Here is a 26,630-nt window from a genome sequence, read left to right as displayed (position 1 = left end):
AGACCTCAAGAGGACTCCTCCTCGGCGGGCGATCGGCAGTGAAGCAGGAAGCCCGACCGGTGACGGTTGGAATCCCCCTCGTTTACGAGGGGGAGGAGGTCAACCCGTTCACGCTACCCCCGGCACGTGGAAGCGCCGCCGTGCAGGAGCACGGCGGCGCGGTGCGGGTCCCGGCCCGTTCCCGGGGCGGGACGAAGGACGGGGCCGGCGTCAGTACGCGGCGACGGCGGCCTCGGCGGGCCGGACGCGCATGGCCAGCCAGGTGGGCAGCCAGGTGGCGCCCAGGGTGAGCAGGGTGGCGATGAGGACCACGGCCAGGTAGATCCAGACCGGGCCGGAGGGCACCGGGGTGCCGCTGACCGCGATGCTGAAGGGGACCAGGCTGACCAGGGAGGCGAAGGTGCCGAGCACGATGCCGATGACCGCCACCAGCGCGGCCTCCACGCCCGTCATCTCCATCACCTGGCGCGGGGTGGCCCCGGTGAGCCGCTGCAGACCGAACTCCCTGCGGCGCTGGGTCGTGGTCATCACCTGGGTGTTGACCACCGAGATCGCGGTGTAGACGATGATCATCCCTACCAGCAGGTAGTTCACCCACGCCTGGGTCTGCTCCTGCTCGCCGTGGGCGGCGATCAGGGCGTCCCGGCCGGAGACCTGCGCACCGAGCCCGCCGATGGCCTCGGACAGCCGGTCCAGGTCGGCGTCGGGCGTGGTGCGCACCAGGATCTGGGTGGGCAGGCCGGCCGTGGTGTGGGCGGCGAGCAGACGGGCGGGCAGCACGACGGTCTCGGCGCCCGGTCCCGCGGACAGCAGTGCGACGATCCTGAGGTCGACCCGCGAGCGGTCGCCCAGCCGCATCGTGATCGTGTCCCCCACCTTCCGGGACAGGCGCCGCGCGTGCTCGGCCGTCAGCGCCACGGTGTCGCCCCGGAGATCGGTGATCGCACCGGAGGCGACGGTCATGGCCATGGTCTGGGCCGCGCCCTCGGCGGTGGCCCCGCGCAGCTGCCAGCCGTCCTCGGGCGTGCCGGCGTCGTACGGGCTCTCGACGAAGCCGGTGCTGGTGACGAACTCCGACGCGGCGGTGACCCCGGGGACGGCACGGACCCGGTCCAGCAGTCCGGGGGCGAGACCTCCGCTCGGAGAGGTCACCACGGCGTCGGCCCGCAGGCTCTCGACGAAGGCACGCTCGCCCGCGGCGACCTGGGTGGTCTGGACGTAGAGGTTGGCGGTGGCCACCCCGGTCGCGAGCATGATCGGAGTCACCGCGGCGGCCACCCGGACGATCCGGGTCCGCGCGTTGGTCACCGCGAGCTCGCCGGACGGCGCGGAGATCCGGCGGAACGGCCCGCTCAGCACGGCGACCATCCCCTTCGTGATGACGGGGGACAGGAGCGCCAGCGCGATGGCCCACAGCAGCACCGCGGGTCCCGCCGTGGCGGCCGCCTGCGGACCCTCCATGACCAGCATGGTCACCATGGCCAGCGCGATGCCGCCGGCGAAGCAGATCACCGCCAGGACGGGGCGGAACCAGCCGATCTTGACGGGTTCCAGGGCGGCGTCGGCGAGCGCCTCCGTCGGCTTGGCCAGCGCGGCGCGCCTGGCGGCCACCAGAGCCGCCGCGAACGAGGTGACCAGGGACACGCTCACCGCGATCAGGGCGGGGATCCAGCCCTGGTGGAACACCACCTTCTCCGGCACCATGCCGGCGCCGGCCAGCCGGTCGAACAGCCAGCCGCCGAGGTAGGGGCCGAGCACGCTGCCCAGCGCCGCGGCGAACACGGCCATCACCATCGCCTCACCCAGCACCAGCCGGCGGACCTGGCCGGGGGTCGTGCCGATCGCGCGCAGCAGCGCCATCTCGCGCTGCCTCTGGTGGACGGAGAGCCCCAGGGTGCTGGCCACCACGAAGATCACGACGATGATCAGCAGCCCGCCGAACACCCCCGCCAGGGTGATCAGGCTCTCGCTGCTGACCGCCGACTCCAGGAACTCGGCCCTGCCGCGCTCGTCGCCGGTGAGCACCACCGCGCCCTGGCCGGCGAGCGCCGTCCGGACGCGCTCGCCGAGCTCCTCAGCGTCGACGCCCGCCGCGGCCAGGACGCCGACGGCGTCCACCTTCCCGCCGCGGCCGGTGAGGTTCTGCACGTCGGCGGAGAGGAAGAACACGGGCGCCTCCGCGACCTCCCGGTCGTCGGGGGGTGTGACGAGGCCGCTCACCCGGTAGGTGCCGGTGGTCCCGCCGGCCGAGATCCGCACCTGGTCACCGGTTCCGACCGAGGCCTCGGCGGCCAGTCCCGCGTCGAGCACGACGTCGCCCGGCCGGGTCGGCGGCGTGCCGCTGCTGACCGTGTAGGGCGTCAGCTCCGCCGACCCCCAGCCGTGCCCGGTCGCCCGGAGGCCGTCCGCCACCGCGGCGGGGAAGGACACGTCACCGATCGCCCTGGCGACGCCGGGCACGGCCGCGATCTTGTCGGCCACGCCGGCGTCGAGCCGGACGCGCTCGGGGAGCGTGACCCACTCGGACTCCTCCTCCTCTTCTTCCTCGTCCTCCTCGCCGCCCGCGCTCTTCGCGGCGGGTGCGGCCTGGGGGATCTCGTAGGACTGGTCGCCGGTCACCACGACCGAGGCGGCGGCCAGGCGGTCGGGCGGTATGGCGAGCCGGATGCCCGTCTCCATCAGGCCGCCGCAGGCGGAGACGACCGCGGCGCCCAGGAGCATGGCCACGAAGGCGGCCATGAAGGCGCTCCCGCGGTGCCGCAGGCTGCTCAAGGCGATGCCGAGCATCAGCGCCGCCCCCCCACCGGACGCGCGTCCCAGGCGCCGAGGCGGGTCATCCGGTCCGCCACCGCCTCGGCGGTCGGGCGGTGCAGCTCGTCGGTGAGCCGGCCGTCGGCGAGGAACACGACGCGGTCGGCGTAGGACGCCGCCACCGGGTCGTGGGTGACCATGATGACGGTCTGGCCGGCCCGGGTGACGGAGTCGCGCAGCAGGTCGAGCACCTCCAGCGCGGTACGGGTGTCCAGCGCGCCCGTCGGCTCGTCAGCGAAGATCACCGCAGGCTGGGTGACCAGTGCCCGCGCGATCGCCACCCGCTGCTGCTGGCCGCCGGAGAGCTCGGCCGGCCGGTGGTGCCTGCGGTCGGCGAGCCCGACTCGCGCGATCACGTCGGAGACGAGCGCGGAGTCGGGTGTGCGGCCCGCCAGCTTCAGCGGCAGGGTGATGTTCTGCACCACGTCCAGCGAGGGCAGCAGGTTGAACGACTGGAAGATGAAGCCGATCCGCTCCCTGCGCAGCTTGGTCAGCGCGACCTCGTCGAGCCCGGTGATCTCCTCCCCGGAGAACCTGACCGATCCTGACGTGGGACGGTCAAGTCCGGCCGCACAGTGAAGGAAGGTGCTCTTGCCCGATCCGGACGGGCCCATGACGGCGGTGAGGGTGCCGCGGCCGAAGGCCGCGGTGACCCCGGCGAGCGCCGTCACGGTGCCGCTGCCCCTGCCGTAGACCTTCTGCACGCCGTCGAGACGGACGATGTCGTCGATCTCCGAGGTCATCACTGGTGTTCCCTCCGTACGTCCTGCCGCGGGCGCGCGGCCCGGCCCGAGATGTGGTCCGTGATCTCCCTCATCACCGCTGCGGCGTGGGAGCTGAGATAGAAGTGGCCGCCAGGGAACACGCGCAGGGTGAACGCGGCGTCCGTGTGCTCCCCCCAGGCCTCGGCCTCGGCCATGGTCACGTGGGGGTCGGCGTCTCCGGTGAGGGCGATGATCGGGCAGCTCAACCGGGGGCCCGGCCGGTAGCGGTAGGTCTCCGCCGCCTTGTAGTCGCTGCGCACCGCCGGCAGGATCGCCTGCAGCATCTCGTCGTCGCCGAGCACCTGGGCGTCGGTGCCGCTCAGCCGCTTCAGGTCGGCGATGAGGCCGGCGTCGTCGGTCAGGTGCACCCGCTCCTCGCGGTGGCGGGACGGCGCGCGCCGGCCGGAGGCGAACAGGGCGAGCGGCACGGTGCCCTCGGCTTCGAGCCTCCTGGCGACCTCGAACGCCAGGGTGGCGCCCATGCTGTGGCCGAAGAGCGCGACAGGGCGGTCGAGCCCGGGCCGCAGTTCCCGCGTCACCAGGTCGGCCAGCTCGTCCAGGTCGTCCACGCACCGCTCGCCGCGGCGGTCCTGCCTGCCGGGGTACTGCACCGCCAGCACGTCCACCGAGGGCGACAGCGCCCTGGAGACGGGGAAGAAGAACGGGGCGGACCCGCCCGCGTGGGGGAGGCAGACCAGGAGGGCGCCGGCGTCCGGTGCGGGATGGAACCGCCTGATCCAGGGACTGGTGTCGACGTTCGTGTCTGTCATGCTCGTGCGGCATCCTCTCTGTGCCGTTCACCGCGAGTCAGCCCGGTCGGCCAGCGGCGTCGGAAAGGCATGTGGAATCGCATTCTCGGTGCTCTCCATTGAGCCATAAGGGAGGCCTCTGCCTCCAGGCGGACGACCCCCTATTCGGGTGCCGCGGACCCCTGTTCCGGCCGGTCCCGGTCACGCGCCCCGGACGGGGAGCACCGTTCTCAACGGCGAGCCGGGCCGGTCCCACCGGCGCCACTCCCGCGGGTAGCCGAGGGAGACCTCCTCGAACCGGACCCCGTCGTGCCAGGTGGTCCGCGGGATGTGCAGATGGCCGTAGACGACGGCGCGGGCGTCGTGCCGCAGATGCCAGTCCCGGGTGAGCTCGGTGCCGCACCACTGGGCGAACTGCGGATGGCGCAGCACCCGGGTGGGCTCGGCGTTCAGCGGGAAGTGGTTGACCAGGACCGTCGGGATGCCGGGCGTGCGGGCGGCGAGGCGGCGCTCGGTCTCCTCGACCCGTGCCCGGCACCAGGCCTCCCTGCTGGGATGGGGGTCCGGATGGAGGAAGAACTCGTCCGTGCACACCACCCCCGTCTCGTGCGCCCACTCCATCGCCTCCCGCTGCGACAGCCCCGCCGGGCGGAAGCTGTAGTCGTACAGCAGGAACAGGGGGGCGACGGTCACCGGGCCGCCGGGCCCGGTCCAGACGGGATACGGGTCCTCGGGGGTGATCACGCCGATCCGCCGGCACATCTCGACCAGGTGGCGGTAGCGGGCCTCACCGCGCAACTGGACCGGATCGTCGCGCAGCGTCCACAGCTCGTGGTTCCCCGGCGTCCAGACCACGGTGGAGAACCGCTCCTTGAGGAGGCGGAGCGCCCACTCGACGTCGGCGGTGAACTCGCCGACGTCCCCGGCGACCAGCAGCCAGTCGTCGTCCGAATCCGGCAGCAGTCCGTCGAGGACCTTCCGGTTCTCCTCGTGGGCGATGTGGAGGTCGCTGATCGCGAGCAGCCGGCCACCCGTTCTCTCGATAGCGGTCACACCAGCGAGCGTAGGGGCCGTGCGGCCGGGGAAGAACGCCCCCGGCCGACATCACGGGGGCGCCGGACCCGGTCAGGGGGCGCCGGTCTCCGTGTAGGGGGACGGCCCGGGGTGCGGCCGCCGCTCCCGGACGCGGTCGGTGAGCTGGACGCGCAGGCGGTGGGCGGCGGGCGGGTCGATCCGGTCGATCACCGAGAACGCCTCGGCCAGGGTGGTGCGGGCCTCCGCGGAGTCCCCCAGCGCGGCGTGCGCGTCACTGAGCATGCCGAGGGCGTGCGCCTCGTCGAGCGGGATGCTCATCGTGCCGAACAGCGAGAGCGCCTGCCGGAGGTAGCCCACGGCCTCCGCCGGGCTCTCCTCCGACAGGGCCAGCTCGCCCAGGCCCGCCAGGGTCCGCCCCTTCGCGAGCCGCTCACCGGAGGCGTTGGCCAGCATCAGCGCGTACCGCAGCGAGCTGCCCGCCTCGGCGAGGTCGCCCTGCCGCATCCGCGCGATGCCGAGGCCGTACAGGATGTAGGTCTCCCCGGTGGAGTCGCCGATCTCGCGGACGGCCTCCAGCGCCTGGCCGAACGCCTCCACCGCCAGGACGGGCTCGTCCGCCTGCAGGCAGGTGTGGCCCATCCGGTGCAGCACCTGCGCCTCGGTCCTCCTGCTCACACCGCCCCGGACCAGGTGCAGCGCCTCGGTGAGCAGCCGCTTGGCGCCGCCGGAGTCACCGCACTCCAGCCTGACCTGCGCCAGGTTGTGCAGCACGAAGATGGGGGTGGTCTGGTCGCCGGTCCGGCGGAGGATCTCCAGGGCCTGCTCGTAGCGGGCGGCGGCGCTCTCCAGCCGGCCGCTCATCCGGTCGAGGTAGCCGACGTTGGCGATGGTCATGCCGACGCCCTGGTCGTCGCCGATCTCCTCGAACAACCTGACCGCCGCCTCGAAGTCGCGGCGGGCGTTGTCGAACCGCTGCTCGGTGCTGGCGAGCGAGCCCATCGAGTACAGCATGGCGGCCTGGCCGCGCACGTCCCCGGCCTGGCGGGCGGTGGAGAGCGCGATCTGCTGGGTCTCCCTCCAGTCGTCCAGATAGACCCGGGACTCGAAGAAGGTGGCCGCACCGATGGCGAGCCCCCAGCAGATCTCGCTGAAACCCGCCTGCGCGGCCTGCCGGATGCCGGAGACGAGGATGGGGCGCTCGCGCTCGAACCAGTCGAGCGGTGCGGCGACCAGCTGGTCGACGAGTTTCTCCGGGGGCGACCAGACGGCGGTGGTGCTGGAGATCAGCATGCGGTTGTCGTACTCGCGGCGGCGGGCCGCGTCCACCAGGGAGAGCAGGCCGCCGAGCACCCGGGCGAGCGCCGCGCTGCGCTCGGCGGCCGGTTCCTCGATGGCGAGGCGCTCCCTGGCGAACACCCGGATGAGGTCGTGGAACCGGTACTGGGTGTGCACGCCCTGCCCGGTCCCGGTGGGCTCGACCAGCTGCGCGTCCGCCAGGTCGTCCAGCAGGTCCTGCGCCTCGGGCAGCGGCCGTTCCAGCAGCGCGGCGCCGACCCAGGCGGAGAACACCTGCGACTCCAGGACCGCCAGCCGCCGGAAGAGCCGCCGCGCCTCCTCGCCGACGCTCTCGTAGGTGAGCGAGATGCTCGCCCGGATGCCCATCTCGCCGTGCTTGAGCTCGTCGAGCCTGCGGGTCTCGTCCTCGAGCCGCTCGACCAGCTGCCCGATGCTCCAGTGAGGACGTGCGGAGAGTCTCGCGCCCGCGATGCGCAGGGCCAGCGGCAGCCGCCCGCAGAGCCTGGCCAGCGCCGTGGCGGCCCCCGTCTCCGACTGCACCCGGTCGGCCCCGGCGATGCGGGCGAGCAGGTCCATAGCCTGGGCGGAGTCGAAGACGTCGACGTTGACGTGGACGGCGCCGGCCAGGCCGGTGAGCCTGCTCCGGCTGGTGACGATGACGGCGGAGGCGGGGCTGCCGGGGAGCAGCGGCAGGACCTGGCCCTCGTTGCCCACGTCGTCCAGCACGATGAGCATCCGGCGGTCGGCGAGCAGGGCGCGGTACATCTCCGCGCGTTCCTCCAGGCCGTCGGGGACCGCGGTGCCGACCACCCCGAGCGCGCGCAGGAACCGTTCGAGCACCTCCATCGGGCCGACCGGGCGGGAGGCGCCGCCGTGCAGGTCGGCGAAGAGCTGGCCGTCGCGGTACTCCTCGACGACGGAGTGGGCCACGTGCACCGCGATCGTGCTCTTGCCGATCCCGGGCTTGCCGACGAGGACGATGATCGGCACGGCGAAGCTGGAGCGGTCCTCGACGGAGGCCGTCAGGCGCTGCCGGATGTCGTCGATCTGCTTGGTCCGCCCGGTGAAGTCGGCGATGTCGGTGGGCAGGAGGCGGGGGACGGCGGACGGGGTCTCGGGGGTGAGCAGCACGGGCTGCACCGGCAGGTCGAGACTCGAATCGGAGGTGAGTATGGCGTGCTCCAGCTGCTGGAGCCGCTCGTTGGGCTCCAGTCCCAGTTCGTCGATCATCACCTGCCTGGCCCTGCGGTAGACCTGCAGCGCCTCGGCCTGCCGGCCCGAGCGGTACAGCGCGATCATCAGCTGGGCGCGCAGCCGCTCGCGGAGCGGATGGCGCTCGGTGAGCGCGGCGAGCTCGCCGACCACCTCGTGGTGGCGGGCGAGGTCCAGCTCGAGGTCGATGCAGTCCTCCGTGGTGGAGATCCAGTGCTCGTCGAGCCGACTCGCGGCGGACTGGACGAGCCTGCTCTCGATGCCGTCCAGCGCGGGCCCGCGCCACAGGGAGAGCGCTTCCCGGTAGTGGGTGACGGCCCCCTCGCGGTCGCTCTCCTTGCGGGCGTGCCGCGCCCGCAGGACGAGGTTCTCGAAGCGGCGGGAGTCGAGCCGGTCGTCGGGGACCTGGACGGAGTAGGCCTGAGACTGCGTGGAGATCATGTCGGGGCTGCCGTGGGAGGCGAGCAGCCGCCGGAGCGTGGAGATGCAGATCTGGATCTGGGCCCGCGACGTCGTCGGCGGGTCGTCACCGTAGATCGCCTCCATGAGCCGCCCGACGGTGACGGCGCGGTTGGCGTCCAGGAGGAGTACGGCGAGCACGGTCTGCTGCCTGGCGCCCCCGAGGTCCACCCTCTGGCCGTTGAGAGTGGCCTCAAGAGGGCCCAGAATGTGAAACTCCACCCGCATTTCTCCTTGAGGAAAGCTTCCCCCGCCCGTGCGCGCAGTTCTCACTGCTCGACGGGTGGTGAAGTGCAGCGCTCATCCCGTGTGGATCTCCCCCGCATGGTGGATGGATCACCGTGCAGGAGAGGCCGTACGCGCTTTAACAGCTTTCGCGGAGAATATTACTTGTTAGGTGCTATGTACGCCAGCACAACCCGGTTGATGTCGTGTCGGACGAGTTCAGAGGGGTTGTCAAAGGCCGACGGGCGCCGGGGCGGGACGGTGAAGCGGGCGCCGCGCCTATTGGTTGCGTCGTGGAATATTGCGGTTTCACCTTCGTTCGGCCCGGCCGGGCGGACCGGCCCCGCAACCGAGATCGATCACTCTCCGTGACGAGAGTCCGGGTGCGGGGCGGGGCGGGTGCGCCGCCGCGGCGCGACGTCCGGGGGGAAGGCGGCGGCGGATCCTGTGGACTCCCGCCATCCCGCCCGGGTCTGACAACGCTGAGTAATGATCGGAAAAGAACCCTGTCATCGCGACTTCCCGTCAGCGGGTAGCCGCCGGCGAAGACGGAATTCCGTCCCCGGCGAAACCGTCACCCGGCACACCGTTTTTTCCGAAGATTATATCCGTGGTTCCGGCGGTGTTTCACGGAATGAAATACCGGGGCGATTGAATTGCAGATCACGGCCAGGGGGAGCAGCAGTAGGCGGGGCCGGCCGGGGCCGGGGCGGAAGCAGCGGCCGCACCGCTCGCGGGAATGGTCACCACGGTGAGGAAGGCCGCGGCGGCGGCGATTCGGATGATCCGGGTGCGGACGTTCTTTTTCATCTTCGACCTCTTGTCGTCGACTCGCGCGGCCAGGGGAGCGGGCCGCCGCTGTTGTTGTCCCGAATCTAGGAAACCCCGCCATCCGCCCGGTATCCGATCGCTTCTACCGTGCCATCAGAGCAGCTCAAGGCGTCCGCACAACCGGGAGCCGCCCGTGGATAGCAGTGCGAAGCCCTCCTGATAGCGGGATCGGGCACGCTGGCCGGAGGGCCTGACCGGCGAGCCCCGTCGCCTCCGGTGACGCCTGGGAGGATCCCGGGCCTTTTCGCGAGCCGGTCCGTAGCCGCAGGCTCCGGCAGATTGGTGTTCCACTAGAGATGAGCATTACCGTGCAGGCGTTGGATGGTGTGTATGGGCGTTCGGCCGCCGGAGTGCGGGCGCGATTGGAGCAGGTCGTCGACGACGTCTGGACGGTGGTGGCCGGCGCCGAGACCGACAGCAGGGGCTGTGTCGACGACTGGAGCGGCATGGATTTCGAACGTGGTCTGTTCCGGATCGCCTTCGACAGCGACCACTACTTCGCCGGCCTCGGGCTGAGCGCCGTCTACCCGGAGATAAGCGTCATGTTCCGGATCGCGGACGCGGCGCATTCCTACCGGATCCAGGTGACGCTCTCCCCGTCCGCCTATTCGACCTATTTCGGTTCGTGCGCCTGAGGGGCCCGCGGACGGACGGCCCCGGTACGGGGCGGCTAGGGGTGTGACCGGTCTCTCCTCCTTCCTACCGTGTGATCTATTCGCAGCGTTGAGGAGACCCGCATGCGTGTAGAGAAAGAGATCAGAGCCGTCCCGGTCCGGGTCGACGGTCTGCCGCGGGAGTCGATGCGCGACCGGGTGACGGAACTGGAGCTGCTCCGGGACAGCGTCCACGAGGGCCCCGACCGGGAGGCCACGGCCAGGCAGCACGCCAAGGGCAAGCTGACGGTGCGGGAACGGCTCGACGTGCTCCTGGACGACGGCTCGTTCGTGGAGGTCGAGGCGTTCCGCAGGCACCGCGCGACCGGCTTCGGCCTGGAACGGCGCCGCCCGCACACCGACGGCGTGGTGGCCGGGTGGGGACGTGTCCACGGGCGCGACGTGATGGTGTACGCCCACGATTTCCGGATCTTCGGCGGGGCGCTGGGCGAGGCGCACGCCGAGAAGATCCACAAGACGATGGACCTCGCCGAGGCCGCGGGCGTGCCGCTGATCAGCCTGAACGACGGGGCGGGCGCGCGGATCCAGGAAGGCGTCACGGCACTGGCCGGTTACGGCGGCATCTTCCAGCGCAACGTGCGCTCCTCCGGAGTGATCCCGCAGATCAGCGTGATGCTCGGGCCGTGCGCGGGCGGGGCGGCCTACTCGCCGGCCCTCACCGATTTCGTGTTCATGGTGCAGGACACCGCCCAGATGTTCATCACGGGTCCCGACGTCGTCAGGGCGGTGACGGGTGAGGACATCAGCCACAACGCGCTGGGCGGCGCGCAGGTGCACGGCGCCCTCTCCGGTGTGGCCGGGTTCGTCTACCCCGACGAGGTCTCGTGCCTGGAGGACGTGCGCCACCTGCTCTCCCTGCTGCCCGCCAACAACAGGGAGCTGCCTCCGCGGATCGCCTCCGCGGACCCGCCCGACCGGGTCAACGACGCGCTCCTGGACCTGGTGCCCGCCGACCCCACGCAGTCCTACGACATGTCCCGGCTGATCGCGGAGATCGTGGACGACGGGGAGTTCTTCGAGTTCCACGCTGGCTGGGCGCCCAACCTCATCTGCGGGCTGGCCGCCTTCGACGGCCGGGTGACGGGAGTCGTGGCGAACCAGCCCGCCCACCTGGCGGGCGTGCTGGACATCAAGGCGTCGGAGAAGGGCGCCCGCTTCATCCAGATGTGCGACGCGTTCAACATCCCCCTGGTGAGCCTCGTCGACGTCCCGGGCTTCCTGCCGGGAGCCGACCAGGAGCACGGAGGGATCATCCGGCACGGCGCCAAGCTGCTGTACGCCTACTGCGCGGCGAGCGTCCCGCGCATCCAGGTGATCGTGCGCAAGGCGTACGGCGGCGCCTACATCGTGATGGACTCCCGGTCGATCGGCGCCGACCTCTCCTTCGCCTGGCCCACGAACGAGATCGCGGTGATGGGCGCGGAGGGGGCGGCCAACGTCGTCTTCCGCCGGGAGATCGCCGCCGCCGCCGACCCCGCCGCGCAGCGCGCCGTCCGGGTCGAGGACTACAGGAGGACCCTCATGCATCCCTACTACGCCGCGGAACGAGGGCTGGTGGACGACGTCATCGATCCCCGCACGACCAGGGCGACCCTGGTCCGCTCGCTCCGGCTGCTGGAGGCCAAGCACGTCCCCGCGCCCGAGCGCAAGCACGGAAACCCCCCGATGTGATGGACGACCGCATACTGCGCGTCGTGGCGGGAGACCCGACGCCGGAGGAACTCTCCGCACTGATCTGCGTGCTGTACCGGACGGCCGCGGGCCGGGACGGGGAGGACGCCCGCGCGCTCCCGCCCGCGCCCCGCTGGAAGCCGCACGGCTACCGGTCGCCGCGTTCCTGGACGGCGGGGAGGCGGGCGCCGTGATCCGCAGAGTCCTGATCGCCAACCGCGGTGAGATCGCCGTGCGAATCGCCCGCGCCTGCAAGGACGCCGGCCTGACCGGCGTCGCCGTCTACGCCGACCCCGACCGCGACGCCCTGCACGTCCGCGTCGCCGACGAGGCCTACGCACTGGACGGCCACAGCCCCGCCGAGACCTACCTCGACATCACCAAACTCCTCGCCGTCGCCACCCGAAGCGGCGCCGACGCCGTCCACCCCGGCTACGGCTTCCTCGCCGAGAACGCCGCCTTCGCCCAGGCCGTCCTCGACGCCGGCCTGACCTGGATCGGCCCGCCCCCCGCCGCGATCACCGCACTCGGCGACAAGGTGCAGGCGCGCCACATCGCCCAGGCCGTCGGCGCCCCCCTGGTCGCCGGCACCCCCGACCCCGTCTCCGACGCGGACGAGGTCGTCGCCTTCGCCACCGAGCACGGCCTGCCCATCGCGATCAAGGCCGCCTACGGCGGCGGCGGCCGCGGCCTCAAGGTCGCCCGCACCCTGGCCGAGATCCCCGAGCTGTACGAGTCGGCGGTACGCGAGGCGGTGACCGCCTTCGGCCGCGGCGAGTGCTTCGTCGAGCGCTACCTGGACCGGCCCCGGCACGTGGAGACCCAGTGCCTGGCCGACGCCCACGGCAACGTCGTGGTGGTCTCCACCCGCGACTGCTCGCTGCAGCGCCGCCACCAGAAACTCGTGGAGGAGGCCCCCGCCCCGTTCCTGACCGACCAGCAGCTGGAGCTGCTGTACACCTCCTCCAAGGCGATCCTGCGCCAGGCCGGCTACGTCGGCGCGGGCACGTGTGAGTTCCTCGTCGGTCAAGACGGCACGATCTCGTTCCTGGAGGTCAACACCCGGCTGCAGGTCGAGCACCCGGTCAGCGAGGAGGTCGCCGGCATCGACCTGGTCCGGGAGATGTTCCGGATCGCCGACGGCCAGGAGCTCGGCTACGGCGATCCGGTGCTGCGCGGGCACTCCCTGGAGTTCCGGATCAACGCCGAGGACGCCGGGCGGGGTTTCCTGCCCGCCCCGGGCACCATCACCGCGATGCGGACCCCGTCGGGGCCGGGCGTGCGGCTGGACGCCGGGTACGAGACCGGGATGACCGTGCCGCAGGCGTTCGACTCGCTGGTGGCCAAGCTGATCGTGACCGGCGCCACGCGGGAGCAGGCGCTGCAGCGCGCCCGCCGGGCCCTGGCCGAGTTCACCATCGACGGCATGCCGACCGTGCTGCCGTTCCACCGGGCGGTGGTGGAGGACCCGGCGTTCGCGCCGGTGGGGGATGAGCCGTTCGCGGTGCACACGCGGTGGATCGAGACCGAGTTCGCCAACACCATCGCGCCGTACGCCGGGCCTGCCGCCGATGCGGCGGCCGGGGAGGCGGGCGAGCGGGAGCGGATCACGGTCGAGGTGGGCGGCAAGCGGCTGGAGGTCGTGCTCCCGGCCGGTCTGGGCCTGCCCGCTACGGGAGCGGGCCGTGCTTCCTCGGCCGCGCCGCCGCGGCGGCGCGGGGGCGGCGGCGCGGCGAAGAAGGCCGTCGGCGGGGATGCGCTGGTGAGCCCGATGCAGGGGACGATCGTGAAGGTGGTGGCGGCCGACGGTGACGTGGTCGCGGCCGGGGACACGATCGTGGTGCTGGAGGCGATGAAGATGGAGCAGCCGTTGACCGCGCACAAGGCGGGCACGGTGACCGGGCTGGGCGCGCAGGTGGGGCAGACGGTGACCTCCGGCGCGGTGCTCTGCGACATCAAGGACGCCTGAGAACGCCGAGGGCGTCGAAGCCAGGGCGCCTGAGAACGTCGAGGCGCCTGAGAACGCCGAGGGCGTCGAACGCCTGAAACCTCGAGATCGTCCGGCGGCGTCGAGCGCGCCGACCGGACGGCCACCGCTCCCGGACGGTCACCGCGCCCGGCCGGGAGCACGGAGGCGACCCGGTCAGGCGCGGGGAGGCAGTCTCGGCACGCCGGCGACGAGCCGCCGCGTATAGGGATGGCGGGGGGAACCGAGTACGGCGGCGGTATCCCCCTGCTCCACGATCCGCCCGCGCTCCAGCACCGCGACACGCCGGCACAGGGCCGCCACCACGGCGAGGTCGTGCGAGACGACCAGCATCCCCAGGCCGTGCTCCTCCCGCAGCCGGGCCAGCAGGTCGATGAGGCGGACCCGGGTGGAGACGTCCAGCGCGCTGACCGGTTCGTCCGCCAGCAGGATCCGGGGACGGCAGACGATCGCCCGCGCGATGGCGATGCGCTGCCGCTGTCCGCCGGAGAACTCGTGCGGGTAGCGGCGCGCGGCCTCCCCGGGCAGCCCGACCGCGCGCAGCGCCTCCGCGACCCGGTGCTCCCGCTCGGCGCGTCGTGTCCTGCCGGGGAGCAGGCCGAGCGAGCGGAGCGGCTCGGAGACGATCCTGTCCACCCGTTGCCGGGGGTCGAGGGAGGAGTAGGGATCCTGGAACACGGGCTGGACCGCGCGCCGGAACCGCCGGTCCCGCGGGGAGAGGTCGGCTCCCTCGAAGAGGATCCGGCCGCTGCCGGGCCTGCCCAGGCCGAGCAGCAGGCGCACCAGGGTGCTCTTGCCCGCACCGGACTCACCGACCAGCGCCACGCTCTCCCCGGCGTCGACGGAGACCGACACGTCGGTGAGCACGGGCGGTCCGCCGCGGTGCGCGAAGCCCACACCGCGGGCCTCCAGGAGGGGAGGGGTCAACGGAGCATCCCGCCCAGCGCGTCGTCGAGCCGGCGGGCACCGGCCACCAGCTCGCGGGTGTAGGGGTGGGACGGCTCGCACGTGATGGCCCGCGCGGTCCCCGACTCGACGGCCGCGCCGTCCTTCATCACCAGGAGCCTGTCCGCGACGCCGGTGACGACCCCGAGGTCGTGGCCGATGAACAGCAGGGCCGTGCCCCGCGCGCCGACCAGGTCGCCGAGCAGCGCCAGCACCTCGGCCTGCACCGTCACGTCGAGGGACGAGGTGGGCTCGTCGGCGATCAGCAGCGCCGGTTCGCAGGCGAGGGCCATCGCGATCGCGACCCGCTGCCGCTGCCCGCCGGAGATCTCGTGCGGGTAGGCCCCGGCGATCCGCTCCGGGTCGGCCAGCCGTACCTCGGCCAGCGCCCGGAGGACCGCGCGGCGCAGGGCGGCGCCGCGCAGCCCCGACCGGCGCCGGAGCGGTCCGGCGACCTGGCGGCCGACCGGCATCAGCGGGTCCAGCGCGGCCAGGGGTTCCTGGAAGACGACGGTCACGCCCCGTCCGCGCAGCCGGTTCAGGCGCCGCTCCGCCGCCCCGACGACCTCGGTCCGGGACAGGCCGGGGACGTCCAGCACGACGCTGCCGGACGCCGTCATCCCGGCGGGCAGCAGGCCCGCGATCGCCAGCGCGGTCAGCGTCTTGCCCGAGCCCGACTCGCCGACGAGACCGAGCCGGTCGCCCGCGCGCATCGAGAAGGACAGGCCGGAGACGAGCGCGCGGCCGGTCGCCGAGCGCACGCCCAGCCCGTCGACCGCCAGCAGGTCCGTCATGACCTCCTCCTGGCCGGGTCCGCGACGTCCCGGACCCCGTCGGCCACCAGGTTCGCGCCGATGACGAGTACGGCCAGCAGCACGCCGGGCGCGATGACGCCGACCGGGGCGGTGAACGCCGTCGTCTGGGCCTCCCGCAGCATGCGGCCCCAGGAGGCGTTCGGCGGAGCCGCGCCCAGCCCCAGGTAGGAGAGGGTCGCCTCGGCGAGCACGGCCACGCCCAGGTGCAGCGCCAGGCTCACCAGGAGCGTGGGCCAGATGTTCGGCAGCACGTGCTCGACCGTGATCCGGGGCCAGGACGTGCCCGAGGTGCGCGCCGCCGTGATGAAGTCCTGAGCCAGCACCCGTTTGACCAGTATCCGGGTCAGCCGGGCGACGGTGACGGACATCGCCAGGCCGATCGCCAGGATCGCGGGGCCGAGGGAGGCCTGCCGGGCGGCGACCATGAGCATGGCCAGGAGCAGGACGGGAAAGGCGATCAGGATGTCGGACAGGACCGCGAAGGCGTCGTCCAGCCAGCGGGTGGCGAACCCGCCGGCCAGCCCGGCGGCGACGCCGAGCACGCCGCCGACCGCGGTCGCCCCCAGCCCGGCCGCCAGGGCGATCCGGGCCCCGATCATCACCTGGGTCAGCAGGTCCCGGCCGAGCCTGTCGGTGCCGAGCGGGTGGGCCGCTCCGGGAGGGGCGAGCCGCCCTCCCGAGGTGTCGGCCGGGTCGTAGGGGAGCCAGACCAGTGAGACGAGCGCCGTCAGGGCGACCGCGCCGACCAGGGCGCAGCCGGCGGCGAGGGTGCGGGAGCGCACCCGGCGTTTCGTGCCGGGATCCCGTTCGCGCCGGGCGTTCGCCATCGGCCTCCGCCCGCGTCGGGCGCTCGCCATCGGTTTCGGTTCGCGCCGGGCGCTCACCATCGGCCTCCGCCCGCGGTGTCGCGCAACCGCGGATCGATGATCCGCTGGGCCGTGTCGGCGAGGAGGCCGGCCAGCAGGACGGCGAGGGTGCCGACGACCAGGACGCCCTGGATCACCGGGTAGTCGTGCTGTGCGAACGCCCTGACCAGCATGCTGCCGAGTCCGGGCAGGGCGAACACGCTCTCGACGACGACGGCGCCCAGGAAGGTGGTCGCGAGTTCGAGGCCGAGGACCGACACGACGGGCACCGCGGCGTTGCGCAGACCGTGCCGCCACATCGCCCCGGGCAGCGAGCAGCCCAGCGCCCTGGCCGTCCTCAGGTAGTCGCTGTCCAGGACGTCCAGGGCGGCGGAGCGCACGTAGCGGATCAGGGAGGCGGACATGACCAGCGCGACCGTGGCGACGGGGAGCGCCAGCGAGGCAAGGGCGCCCACCGGGTCGGCCCAGTCGTCCTGCGGGAACCCCCCGGCCGGCAGCCACCGCAGGTGCAGGGAGAAGACGGTGGCGAGCAGCATCCCGATCCAGAAGACCGGCACCGCGACGCCGAGCTGGGACACGCCGTTGAGCAGCGCGCCGTACCAGCTCCTGGGGCGGTGGGCCGCGACGAAGCCGACCGGGACCGCGACCAGGAGGGAGACGGTGAACGCCAGCAGGGTCAGCGGCACGGTGACGACCAGGCGCGCGGAGATCTCCGGCCCCACCGGGAGGTCGCTGACGAACGACGTGCCGAGGTCGAGGACCGCCATCCGGCCGAGCCAGGAGAGGAACTGCTCCGTCAGCGGGCGGTCGGACCCGATCTCGCGCCGGACGGCGGCGATCTGCTCCGGGGTGGCCCCGACCGAGAGCAGGGCGTTGGCGGGGTCGCCCGGCAGCAGCCGGAGCAGCACGAACAGCACCGCGCTCGCGAGGAGCAGCGAGGCGGCCAGGAGCAGCGTCCGCCGCAGCAGGTAGGGGAGCATCGCGAGGGATCAGCGCTTCACGATGTCGTAGACGTAGAACTGCGCGTTGAGGCCGTTGACCGGGTAGCCGGACACGGCGGAGGACCCGATCACGATCTGCGGGTAGAGGAACAGCCAGTTGCTGGCCGCGTCCTCGGCGATCCGCCGGCCGACCTTCCGCAGCAGCGCGGTCTGCTCCTCGACCGTGCCGGCCCGCTCGGCCCGCTTCACCTCCCGGGCGACCTGGGGGTTGTCGTAGCCCCAGTAGAAGCCGGGGTCGCCGTACCACCGGACGTCCCGGTCGTTGACGTGCTCCTGCAGCGTCGCGGTGAAGTCGTGGTTCCGGTACACCTTCGTGTACCACTCGTCGGCGGTGACCATGTTGATCTCCACCGTGATGCCGATCTTGGCCAGCTCCGACTTCACGAAGGCCGCGACCGTGGGGTGCGGGTCGTAGGTGGGCGTGTCGAGCGTGAAGGCGAAGCCCCGGGGGTAGCCGGCCTCGGCGAGCTGCCTCCTGGCCAGCTCCACGTCGTACGGGTTCACGTGGGTGAGGTCCTCGTACCACGGGTCGGTCGGCGGGACCATCGATCCGATCATGCTGCCGTAGCCGTTCCAGATGGAGTCGAGCAGTTTCCGCTCGTCGATCGCGGAGCTGACGGCCTTGCGGACGAGCATCCTGTCGAACGGCGCCCTGCGGTTGTTGAAGGCCAGCAGGAGCTTGGTCGTCGACTTTCCGTTGCTGATCCGGTAGCCGGGGTCGCCGTCGAACAGCGCGAGGGCGTCCGGGCTCTGCATGCCGGTGACGACGTCGACGGCGCCCGTCAGCAGCGCGTTGTTGAGCGCGCTCGCGTCGGTGAAGTAGCGGAACACCACCCGGGCGTTGGCGGCCTTCCGACCCCAGTAGCCGTCGAACCGGTCGAGGCTCAGGGAGGACCCCCGCTTCCAGGTGCCGAGCCGGTAGGGGCCGGTGCCGTCCTCGGAGGCGGAGAGGTCCTTGTGCGCGTCGTTGACGATCCACACCTGGCTCAGGTTGTAGACGAAGGAGATGGACCTGCTCGACAGCTTGACGACGACCGCGTCCCGGCCGGAGCCCGCGATGCTCTCGATCATGTCCAGCGTGCCCCTGCGCGAGGACGTGGAGGCGGCGGCGGTGACCCGCCGGATGCTGTGCGCCACGTCGTCGGGGGTGAGGGGGGCGCCCGAGTGGAACGTCACGCCGTTCCTGATCCGGAAGGTGTAGGTGAGCCCGTCGGGGCTGACCGTGTGGCTCTCGGCGAGCAGGTTCTCGACCCTGCCCTCGTCGGTGAGCCGGAACAGGCCCTCGTAGACGTTGCCGGTCAGTGCCTCGGTCGCGCCCTGCCCGCCGCCGCCGGCGTTGTCGAGGTTCTGCGGCTCGTACATCGACCCGACGCCGATCGTCGCCTCTCCCGGAGGGGCGCCCGCCGAGGCCTGTTCGAGGCCGCAGGAGGCGAGGGTGAACACCAGTCCTACGACAAGACCAATGAGGCACTTTTTTGGTGTCTTCACGGTTTCTCCTGGTCTGTAGGAACATGGCCAGTAGCGATCATTATGACGTTTTCCCTCGGCGCGAGCCACGGTCTCCGGCGGAGCGCCGCGTCATCCGGGCGTGGAGCCGGGCGCGGGCACGACGATGGCGGTGAGCAGGAGTCCCCGGTCGGCGAGCCAGCGTCCGGAGAAGCCCTTGAGCGGCTCGCCGTACACGTTCGCGCCGCCGACGAGGAGGCGGGCCGCGAAGGAGCCGTCGCGGGGGTTCACGGTGACGGAGGCGTTCTCGAAGCTGAGCCACCGGTTGGTCAGCGGGAACCACGCCTTGTACACCGCCTCCTTGGCGCTGAAGAGCAGCCGGTCCCAGTGCACCTCGGGATGGGCCAGGGCCAGTCGCGCCACCTCCTCCCTCTCCACGGGCAGGGCTATCGCGTCCAGCACGCCGTTCGGCAGCGGCTCGTTCGGCTCCGCGTCGATCCCGATCGACGCCACCTGGGTCGACTCCCCGAGCACCGCGCCGCGGTACCCGGCGCAGTGCGTGATGCTCCCGGTGACGCCGGTCGGCCAGCGGGGCTCCCCGCGCACGCCGGGGAGGATCGCCACCGGCGGCTTGCCGAGCATGCGCAGCGCCTTCCGGGCGCACGTGCGCGCCGTCGTGAACTCCCTGCGGCGTTTCTCGACCGCCTGGCCGACGACGGCCTCCTCGCCGGGGAAGAGCTTCCCGTCGGGGAAGTCCTCGAAGGTGTCGACGGACACCACGTAGGAGGGGAGGATTTTTTTGATCATGATGACTTCCGGGGTGGGAGCACGGGCGGCGCCTGCGGGCCCGTCCGGGTCCGCCGGCGCCGTCCGCCCCGGTGGTCCTCCGCGCGGGACGCGTGCAGGGCGCCGCTCGCGGGCGGGCGGCCACGGGGCATCTCACTAGCGGTCACATATGGGACCGTACGGACGCTCCGCTCATAACAGAACGATCCGGAAGGATGTCACGGGGTGGCCCGGCCGGGCTAAGGGCAGCGGTGGGGGCGCTAGGGGATGCGCGACCTCCGCGCGGACCCGCGGACCCGCGGTCCCGCCGTCGCGGCCGTCCCCGGGTCCCGTCCGCGGTCCCGCCACCATGGTCGTCCGCCGGGCCCTCCCGGGGCACCCCTACCCGCCCCTTCGCCCGGCCGGGCCTCTGAGCTGCCCTGATATCGCCCTGATGCCCGGACGGAAGCGATCGGATAACGAGGGGATGGCGGCCCTCCCTACGTTTGCGGCGACAGCAGCCCTGCGGCCTCCCCGGCCGCCAGAGCCGACAGTACGAGGTCGAAACAGCTGAGACGGACGCAGAAGACCGGCAGAGAGGGACCCCGGAAGTGAAGACCACCAGACCTTCGGCGAGCCGCTATCGGGCGTTCCCGCCGGTGAACCTCCCTGACCGCACGTGGCCGGGCAAGACCATCACCTCGGCGCCGCGCTGGCTCTCCACCGACCTGCGCGACGGCAACCAGTCCCTGGTCGCCCCGATGTCACCGGCCCGCAAGCTGGCCATGTTCGAGCTCCTGGTGGGGATGGGCTACAAGGAGATCGAGGTGGGGTTCCCGGTCGCCAGCCAGGACGACCACGACTTCCTCCGGGTGCTGATCGAGCAGGACAGGATCCCCGACGACGTGCGGATCTCCGTCCTCGTGCAGGCCCGCGACGAGCTGATCAGGCGCACGGTGGAGAGCCTGGAAGGCGCCCCGCGCGCCACGATCCACCTGTACAACGCGACGTCGCCGCTGTTCCGGCGGGTGGTGTTCGGCATGGACCGGGACGAGTGCAAGGACCTCGCGGTCCAGGGGACCCGGCTGATGATGAAGCACGCCGACCGGACGCTGGCGGACTGCGACCTGGGCTTCCAGTACTCGCCCGAGCTGTTCAACGACACTGAGCTCGAGTTCGCGCTGGAGGTCTGCGAGGCGGTCATGGACGTGTGGCAGCCGGAGCCGGACCGGGGGATCATCCTCAACTTCCCGACGACCGTCGAACGCTCGCTGCCGAACGTGTTCGCCGACCAGATCGAGTGGCTGGACCGCAACCTCTCCCGGCGGGAGCACGTCTGCCTGTCGATCCACCCGCACAACGACCGGGGCACGGGCGTCGCCTCCACCGAACTCGCCCTCCTGGCGGGAGCCGAGCGCGTCGAGGGCTGCCTGTTCGGCAACGGCGAACGGGCCGGCAACGTCTGCCTGGTCACCCTGGGGCTCAACATGTTCACCCAGGGCGTCGACCCCGGCATCGACTTCTCCGACATCAACGGGATCCGGCGGGTCGTGGAGGACTGCAACGGCATCCCCGTCCACCCGCGCCACCCCTACGGCGGGGACCTGGTCTACACCTCCTTCTCCGGTTCCCACCAGGACGCCATCAAGAAGGGCTTCGCCGTACAGGAGCGCGCCGCGGCGGAGGGGAGGGAACTCCCGTGGGAGATGCCCTACCTGCCGATCGCCCCCGAGGACGTCGGCCGCACCTACGAGGCCGTCGTACGGATCAACAGCCAGTCGGGCAAGGGGGGCGTGGCCTACGTCATGAGCGCCTGGCACGGCCTCGAACTCCCTCGCGACCTGCAGATAGAGTTCGCCAGCGTGGTCCAGGCGCACGCCGACGCGGCGGGCGGGGAGATCACCCCGGACCGGGTCATGGAGCTCTTCGAGCGGGAGTACCTCGCGGCCTCCGGCCTGCCGGTCCCGCTCGCGTTCGGCGGCGACCCGGTGACCACCTCCCTCCACCTCGACGGCGCGGGGTTCGACGTGGGCGCCGCGCGGGCCGACTCCGTCCAGTCGGTCCGCACGGCGCTGGCCCGCTGGGGGTTCGACGTGCGGGCCGTGCACCGTACGGGGCACGGCGCGGACCCGGGGCGGGCCCCCGGCGCGGAGGTGACCGTCTACGCCGAGTGCAGGCTGGACGGCCGGACCGTCTGGGGAGCGGGCACCGGAGAGGAGATCGAGGCGGCCTCGCTGGCGGCGGTGCGCTCCGCGGTCGCCAGAGCGCGGCAGAGGCGCACGCCCGCGGCGGGGAGCGCAGGGGCCGCCGCGGCCCCGGCACGGCTGATGGCGGCGCGCTGACGGGCCTCGCACGTGGTCGGCGGTGGCGTGCTGACGGACCTGGAACGTCGCCGGCGGCGGTGCGCGGCGAGTCTTCGGCGCGGCTGATAGCGGTGCGATAACGAACCGAAGCCGCGCCCGCCTAGCGTTCTCCGTGTCGCCTCGCTCCGGGGCGGCCATGATGGAAAGAAGTGATCCCATGCGGCGCATCCGGCGCAGGAAGCCGAGGGGGAAGGCGTGCGCGGAGCTGGACCTGCGGACCCCGTCCGGCCGTCAACTGCGGTTCTGATCCGCGTCAACCGTTTCTCCGCACGAGGGGGAGGCCGACTGTGGCCCTGATCGAACGAGACGAGGCGCTGGCCTCCCTGGAAGAGCTGCTCGCCGGTGCCGCAACGGGCAGAGGCCGGGTCGCACTGGTGAGCGGCACCGTGGCGACCGGCAAGAGCGAGCTGCTGCACCGCTTCGCCGAACAGGCCATCGAGCTGGGCGTCCTCGCCATCACGGCGACGGGTTCCCGCCTGGAGCGAGACCTGCCGCTGGGCGTGCTGGGGCAGCTGATCCAGGACGCGCCGCTGACCGTGCAGGAGCGGGAGCGGGCCATGGCCCTGCTGGCCGAGGGCGCGGACGGGATGAACGGCATGCCGTCCGGCGACCCGCAGGCGGAGACCCTCGGGCAGGCCGACGCCCAGATCATCCACGCACTCTGCATGGTGCTGCTCGAGCTGTCCGAGCGCTGCCCGCTGCTGATCGTCGTCGACGACGTGCACCACGCCGACCGCGCGTCCCTGCTCTGCCTGGCCTACCTGTCACGCCGGGTCAGGTTCGCGCGGATCGTCGTCGTCTTCAGCCACTCCGACCACGGCCGCTCCGCGGAGACGTTCTTCCAGACCGAGCTGCTCCGCCAGCCCCACTGCCGCCGGGTCGCGCTCACCCTCCTGTCCCGGGCGGGGGTGACGGCGTTCGTCACCCGCGAGCTGGGACAGGAGACGGCCGAGCGGTTCTCCGAGGACTGGTACGCGTTCAGCGGCGGGAACCCGCTGCTGATCACGGCGCTGGTGGAGGACCACCGGGACTCCGTGCGCTCCTCCGGCGGCGCGCCGGACGGGCCCGCCGTCGGCGACCGGTACGGCAAGGCCGTGCTGTCCTGCCTGCACCGCGGCGGACCCCGGATGGTCCGGGTGGCCCGCGGTCTCGCGGTCCTCGGCGAGCTCGACGTGCTGGACCGGCTGCTCGGGGGCGGCCGGGGGGACGTGGCGCAGGGACTGCGCTCCCTCACCACCGCGGGCCTGATCAGCCTGGGCCGGTTCAGGCACGAGGCGGCGCGCGCGGCGGTGCTGGCGGAGGTGGACACCAGGGAGAGGATGGACCTGCACCGCAGGGCCGCCGAACTCGCCTACGAGGGCGGGGCGCCGGCCTCGGCCGTCGCCGATCACCTCCTGCAGGCGGACCGGGTGGACCGGCCCTGGGTCGTGCCCGTCCTGGAGGACGCGGCCAGGAGCGCGCTGCGGGAGGGCCGCGTCGAGTCCGCGGTGGCGTACCTGCGGCTGGCCTCGCACGAGTGCACGGACGAGCAGGACCGGGTGAGGATCACCACGATGCTCGTGCGGGCCGAGTGGCGGATCAACCCGGGGGCTCCCGCGGCGCATCTCGCCGAGCTGACCGACGCGATGCAGCGGGGCAGCCTGCGGGGAGGCGACGCGGTGGTGCTCGCCCGCGCGCTGCTGTGGCACGGCAGGTTCGACGACGCGAGGGACGTGTTCGAGCACCTGAACGAGTCCGGGGCCGCCGCGGACCCCGAGACGGTGACGGAGCTGCTCATCGCCCGCCCGTGGCTGCGCTCGACCCACCCCGTGTTCCTGTCCCACATGCGGCCGGTGACCGCGGAGCAGGGCCACGCCGCCATCGTGTCGGTGGCGGCGATCCGCCGGCTGGACACGGCGCTCGCGCTCTCCGAGGTCCTCGCCAAGGGACCGCAGGACAAGGTGGTGGACACGGTCGAGCGGATCCTGCGCGGCTGCCGCCTGGACGAGATGTCGATGGACACCGTGGAGAGCGCCCTGCTCGCCCTGACGTACGGCGAGCGCCCCGACAAGGCGGCGCCCTGGTGCGACCTGTTCAGCGTGGAGGCGTCCTCGCGGCACGCCCCCAGCCGGCAGGCCAGGCTGGCGGCCATCCGCGCCGAGATGGCGATCCGCCAGGGGGACATGCCGAGCGCCGAGCAGCACGCGCGGACGGCGCTGGAGATCATCCCGCCGAGCAGCTGGGGCGTGGCCGCGGGCGGGCCGCTGGGCAGCCTCGTCGTCGCCGCCGCGGCGATGGGCAGGTACGAGGTCGCGCACGCGCAGCTGGACCGTCCCGTGCTCGACGCCATGTTCCAGACGCGCTACGGCCTGACCTACCTGCACGCCCGCGGCCGGTACAGCCTGGCCACCGACCACCCCGCGCTGGCGCTGCGCGATTTCCGGCTCTGCGGCGAGCTGATGGAGGAGTGGGGCATCGATGTGCCGGGACTCATCCCGTGGCGGGTCGAGGCGGCCGAGGCCTGCCTGCGCATGGGGCGGGAGGAGGAGGCCCGCCGGCTGGTCGAGGAGCAGCTCAGGCGCTGCGGTCCCGCCACGCCGCGTGCCCAGGGCATGGCCATGCGGCTGCTGGCGGCCACCGGCGAGCTGCGGCACCGCCCGATGCTGCTCCACCAGGCGGGAGACCTGCTGCAGTCGGCCGGGGACCGCTACGAGCTGTCCCGGGTGCTCGTGGACCTCGCCGAGGCCTACCACGCCCTGGGGGAGTTCCGGCGCGCCGAGATGATCGTCAGCCGGGCCCGGACCGTGGCTCAGGAGTGCCGGGCGGAGCCCCTGGTCAAGGGGCTCTCCCGGTCGGACGGCGGGGGCGGGGGCGAGGACTCGCCGGCCCTGGAGCAGGGGGAGCCCGCCGTGGTCCTGAGCGACGCCGAGCGCAGGGTCGCGGTCCTGGCGGCCTCCGGCTACACGAACCGCGAGATAGCCGGGAAGCTCTACCTCACGGTCAGCACGGTGGAGCAGCACCTCACCCGGACCTACCGCAAGCTGAACATCACCAGACGGGCGGACCTGCCCTCCAGCTTCGAACTGGGCGGTTCCCGGGTCTGATCCCTCTCCTCCTCCGCCTCAGTCGGCGGAGGAGAGGGTCTCACCGACCTCGAAGAGCGCGGGAGCGGACTCCCCGCCGGACCCGCCTGATCTGCCTGGGCTGCCGCTTCGGCCCGGCCCGCCGGTCCCGCCCGGCCCGCCGGTCCCGCCCGGCCCGCCGGTCCCGCCCGGCCCGCCGGTCCCGCCCGGCCCGCCGGTCCCGTCCGGGCCTCCGGACCGTCCGCCGGGGCCGAGGACCCGGATCACGCCGTACTCGCCGTCGTATCCGGCGTCCCGGAAGACCTCGCCGCGGCGCAGCCGGTCGACGGCCTCCGCCAGCGGCGGGGAGTGCGCCGCGATGTCACCGACCGGCACCTCCTCCAGGACCGCCAGCTCGGGTCCGAGCGCGGCGGTGAGCGCGTCCATCTCCCGCAGGACCTTCTTGCTCTGCGGGCCGACGCCCAGGACCTCGCCCACGATCTCCGGCAGCGGCACGAGACTGCGGAAACCGGAGGCGTCCCGCGGCGGGACGTCCTGCGGGCGGTCGGCCAGTTCCTCGATCCGGCTCAGCACGCCGATCGTGAGCCGCTTCCCGCACACCGGGCAGACCCCGCCGTGCTCGCGCGTCTCCCGCGGCTCCATCCGGACCCCGCACCTGCGGTGCCCGTCGAGGTGGTACCGGCCCTCCTCCGGGAAGAACTCGACCGTCCCGGCGTATCCGTCACCCGTCCGCAGCGCCCGCAGCACCGCGAAATAGTCCAGGTCGGTCTCGAACACCGTGGTCTCGCGCCCGATCCGGGGCGGGGAGTGCGCGTCGGAGTGGCTGACCAGCCGGTGGCGGTCGAGGCCGGAGACCCGCCGGGTCATGGCCGGATCGCTGGACAACCCGGTCTCCAGCGCGAAGACGTGGCCGGAGAGGTCGCCGTAGCACTCCTCGACCGTGTCGAACCCCGACTTGGAGCCGAACACGCCGAACCACGGCGTCCAGACGTGGGCGGGCACCAGGTAGGCGCCGTCGCCGCAGGCCAGGGTCGTCTCCAGCAGGTCCCGGGAGTCCATCCCGAGCACGGGCCGCCCGTCCGAGCCGAGATCCCCGGCCCGCCCGACCGCACGGTTGAACGCCGCCGCCGCGTCGAAGTCCGGTACGTGCACCAGATGGTGGATCTTCCGGGTGCGCCCGCCCCGGCGGTAGACCGTGGCGACCTCGACGGACAGGGTGAACCGGAGCGGGCCGGCGGCCAGGGCGGGGGGCAGGGTGCGGGCGGTCTCCCGTTCCAGGTCCTCACGGAGCCGGAACAGCCCCGGCTCCGCCGGGACGAGGCTCTCCCGGAGGTGTTCGAACCAGGCCGGGTGCGTGAAGTCGCCGGTGCCCAGCAGGGTGACGCCCTTGCGCCGGGCCCACCACGCGAGGTGCTCCAGATCGCTGTCCCGGCTGCAGGCCCGGGAGTACTTCGAGTGGATGTGCAGGTCGGCGTGGAAGCGCATCCGCCTCCCCTGCCCGGAGCGGGGCGGGATAGTCCGCCCGGCTCCGGGAATCCGCCCGTCAGCAGGGCGAACATGACCGAAATATTTCGGAGCATTGACGGGGGGCTTCGTTACATCTACGTTTCATCCCACGAAACATCTCGGGTCATATCCGAAAGTTTCGGCGAC

General features: G+C 72.5%; 19 protein-coding genes. 6 read left to right on the top strand and 13 right to left on the bottom strand.

All coding sequences use genetic code 11. The annotated features are described in order from the left end of the window. Positions 1-210: 210 nt before the first annotated feature. The 6 genes from HS048_RS30310 to HS048_RS30285 form a co-directional block, all read right to left on the bottom strand. The gene (locus HS048_RS30310) at positions 211-2,787 is read right to left on the bottom strand and encodes an FtsX-like permease family protein (protein WP_068904233.1); all 2,577 of its coding nucleotides are present in this window, start codon (positions 2,785-2,787) and stop codon (positions 211-213) included. Further along, positions 2,787-3,554, bottom strand: coding sequence for an ABC transporter ATP-binding protein (locus tag HS048_RS30305; RefSeq protein ID WP_068904231.1), 768 nt, complete (start codon positions 3,552-3,554; stop codon positions 2,787-2,789). The genes HS048_RS30310 and HS048_RS30305 overlap by 1 nt, the downstream gene beginning before the upstream one ends. After that, positions 3,554-4,345 carry a thioesterase II family protein gene (locus HS048_RS30300; RefSeq protein ID WP_068904229.1) on the bottom strand — a complete coding sequence of 264 codons (792 nt, stop codon included), beginning with the start codon at positions 4,343-4,345 and terminating at the stop codon, positions 3,554-3,556. The genes HS048_RS30305 and HS048_RS30300 overlap by 1 nt, the downstream gene beginning before the upstream one ends. Positions 4,346-4,525: 180 nt before the next feature. Continuing rightward, the gene (locus HS048_RS30295) at positions 4,526-5,377 is read right to left on the bottom strand and encodes a metallophosphoesterase (protein ID WP_307832701.1); all 852 of its coding nucleotides are present in this window, start codon (positions 5,375-5,377) and stop codon (positions 4,526-4,528) included. Positions 5,378-5,449: 72 nt separating this feature from the next. Then, positions 5,450-8,548, bottom strand: coding sequence for a BTAD domain-containing putative transcriptional regulator (locus HS048_RS30290; protein WP_068904261.1), 3,099 nt, complete (start codon positions 8,546-8,548; stop codon positions 5,450-5,452). Positions 8,549-9,214: 666 nt separating this feature from the next. Next, on the bottom strand, positions 9,215-9,361 hold the full coding sequence (locus HS048_RS30285) for a hypothetical protein (protein ID WP_157237516.1): 147 nt from the start codon (positions 9,359-9,361) through the stop codon (positions 9,215-9,217). A 317-nt stretch (positions 9,362-9,678) separates the two neighbouring features. On the opposite strand from HS048_RS30285, the gene HS048_RS30280 reads away from it, so the two are divergent. The 4 genes from HS048_RS30280 (at position 9,679) to HS048_RS30265 (ending at position 13,696) form a co-directional block, all read left to right on the top strand. Next, positions 9,679-10,017: a hydroxyisourate hydrolase gene (locus HS048_RS30280; RefSeq protein WP_068904228.1), complete on the top strand. Its 339-nt coding sequence runs from the start codon at positions 9,679-9,681 to the stop codon at positions 10,015-10,017. Between the two features lie 165 nt (positions 10,018-10,182). After that, complete coding sequence (locus tag HS048_RS30275) at positions 10,183-11,727, top strand: acyl-CoA carboxylase subunit beta (protein WP_196469569.1); 1,545 nt, start codon at positions 10,183-10,185, stop codon at positions 11,725-11,727. Continuing rightward, positions 11,727-11,921, top strand: coding sequence for an acyl-CoA carboxylase subunit epsilon (locus tag HS048_RS30270; RefSeq protein ID WP_068904226.1), 195 nt, complete (start codon positions 11,727-11,729; stop codon positions 11,919-11,921). Before HS048_RS30275 ends, HS048_RS30270 begins: the two co-directional genes overlap by 1 nt. After that, a complete protein-coding gene (locus HS048_RS30265; protein WP_196469568.1) occupies positions 11,921-13,696 on the top strand; it encodes a biotin carboxylase N-terminal domain-containing protein in 1,776 nt (591 codons plus the stop codon). The genes HS048_RS30270 and HS048_RS30265 overlap by 1 nt, the downstream gene beginning before the upstream one ends. Positions 13,697-13,870: 174 nt before the next feature. On the opposite strand, the gene HS048_RS30260 is transcribed toward HS048_RS30265, so the two are convergent. The 6 genes from HS048_RS30260 to HS048_RS30235 form a co-directional block, all read right to left on the bottom strand. After that, positions 13,871-14,641 carry an ABC transporter ATP-binding protein gene (locus HS048_RS30260; RefSeq protein ID WP_068904264.1) on the bottom strand — a complete coding sequence of 257 codons (771 nt, stop codon included), beginning with the start codon at positions 14,639-14,641 and terminating at the stop codon, positions 13,871-13,873. Further along, on the bottom strand, positions 14,638-15,453 hold the full coding sequence (locus HS048_RS30255; RefSeq protein ID WP_196469398.1) for an ABC transporter ATP-binding protein: 816 nt from the start codon (positions 15,451-15,453) through the stop codon (positions 14,638-14,640). The genes HS048_RS30260 and HS048_RS30255 overlap by 4 nt, the downstream gene beginning before the upstream one ends. Further along, on the bottom strand, positions 15,450-16,301 hold the full coding sequence (locus HS048_RS30250; RefSeq protein ID WP_196469397.1) for an ABC transporter permease: 852 nt from the start codon (positions 16,299-16,301) through the stop codon (positions 15,450-15,452). The genes HS048_RS30255 and HS048_RS30250 overlap by 4 nt, the downstream gene beginning before the upstream one ends. A 53-nt stretch (positions 16,302-16,354) precedes the next feature. Continuing rightward, on the bottom strand, positions 16,355-17,320 hold the full coding sequence (locus HS048_RS30245; RefSeq protein WP_196469396.1) for an ABC transporter permease: 966 nt from the start codon (positions 17,318-17,320) through the stop codon (positions 16,355-16,357). 9 nt (positions 17,321-17,329) lie between these two features. Next, positions 17,330-18,784: an ABC transporter substrate-binding protein gene (locus tag HS048_RS30240; protein WP_196469395.1), complete on the bottom strand. Its 1,455-nt coding sequence runs from the start codon at positions 18,782-18,784 to the stop codon at positions 17,330-17,332. Between the two features lie 135 nt (positions 18,785-18,919). Continuing rightward, entirely contained in the window at positions 18,920-19,594 is a 675-nt protein-coding gene (locus tag HS048_RS30235) for a 4'-phosphopantetheinyl transferase (protein WP_196469394.1), read from the bottom strand. Positions 19,595-20,163: 569 nt separating this feature from the next. Here HS048_RS30235 and leuA point away from each other — a divergent pair. Then, positions 20,164-21,894, top strand: coding sequence for a 2-isopropylmalate synthase (gene leuA / locus HS048_RS30230; protein WP_196469393.1), 1,731 nt, complete (start codon positions 20,164-20,166; stop codon positions 21,892-21,894). A 308-nt stretch (positions 21,895-22,202) separates the two neighbouring features. Further along, positions 22,203-24,998, top strand: a complete 2,796-nt coding sequence (locus HS048_RS30225; protein ID WP_068904277.1) for an AAA family ATPase — start codon at positions 22,203-22,205, stop codon at positions 24,996-24,998. 18 nt (positions 24,999-25,016) lie between these two features. Here HS048_RS30225 and HS048_RS30215 read toward each other — a convergent pair whose 3' ends face one another. Continuing rightward, positions 25,017-26,462, bottom strand: a complete 1,446-nt coding sequence (locus tag HS048_RS30215) for an endonuclease Q family protein (RefSeq protein ID WP_230881930.1) — start codon at positions 26,460-26,462, stop codon at positions 25,017-25,019. Positions 26,463-26,630: the final 168 nt, after the last annotated feature.

Source organism: Planomonospora sp. ID91781, from assembly GCF_015711595.1.
GTDB classification, from domain to species: domain Bacteria; phylum Actinomycetota; class Actinomycetes; order Streptosporangiales; family Streptosporangiaceae; genus Planomonospora; species Planomonospora parontospora.
This window is presented reverse-complemented; position numbering and strand designations above follow the sequence as displayed.

Coding starts and splice junctions, on each gene's coding strand:
- HS048_RS30250 (WP_196469397.1), bottom strand. CDS start 16,301: ATGGCGAACGCCCGGCGCGAACGGGATCCCGGCACGAAACGCCGGGTG.
- HS048_RS30305 (WP_068904231.1), bottom strand. CDS start 3,554: ATGACCTCGGAGATCGACGACATCGTCCGTCTCGACGGCGTGCAGAAG.
- HS048_RS30245 (WP_196469396.1), bottom strand. CDS start 17,320: ATGCTCCCCTACCTGCTGCGGCGGACGCTGCTCCTGGCCGCCTCGCTG.
- HS048_RS30275 (WP_196469569.1), top strand. CDS start 10,183: ATGCGCGACCGGGTGACGGAACTGGAGCTGCTCCGGGACAGCGTCCAC.
- HS048_RS30215 (WP_230881930.1), bottom strand. CDS start 26,462: ATGCGCTTCCACGCCGACCTGCACATCCACTCGAAGTACTCCCGGGCC.
- HS048_RS30255 (WP_196469398.1), bottom strand. CDS start 15,453: ATGACGGACCTGCTGGCGGTCGACGGGCTGGGCGTGCGCTCGGCGACC.
- HS048_RS30270 (WP_068904226.1), top strand. CDS start 11,727: ATGGACGACCGCATACTGCGCGTCGTGGCGGGAGACCCGACGCCGGAG.
- HS048_RS30285 (WP_157237516.1), bottom strand. CDS start 9,361: ATGAAAAAGAACGTCCGCACCCGGATCATCCGAATCGCCGCCGCCGCG.
- HS048_RS30235 (WP_196469394.1), bottom strand. CDS start 19,594: ATGATCAAAAAAATCCTCCCCTCCTACGTGGTGTCCGTCGACACCTTC.
- HS048_RS30300 (WP_068904229.1), bottom strand. CDS start 4,345: ATGACAGACACGAACGTCGACACCAGTCCCTGGATCAGGCGGTTCCAT.
- HS048_RS30280 (WP_068904228.1), top strand. CDS start 9,679: ATGAGCATTACCGTGCAGGCGTTGGATGGTGTGTATGGGCGTTCGGCC.
- HS048_RS30310 (WP_068904233.1), bottom strand. CDS start 2,787: ATGCTCGGCATCGCCTTGAGCAGCCTGCGGCACCGCGGGAGCGCCTTC.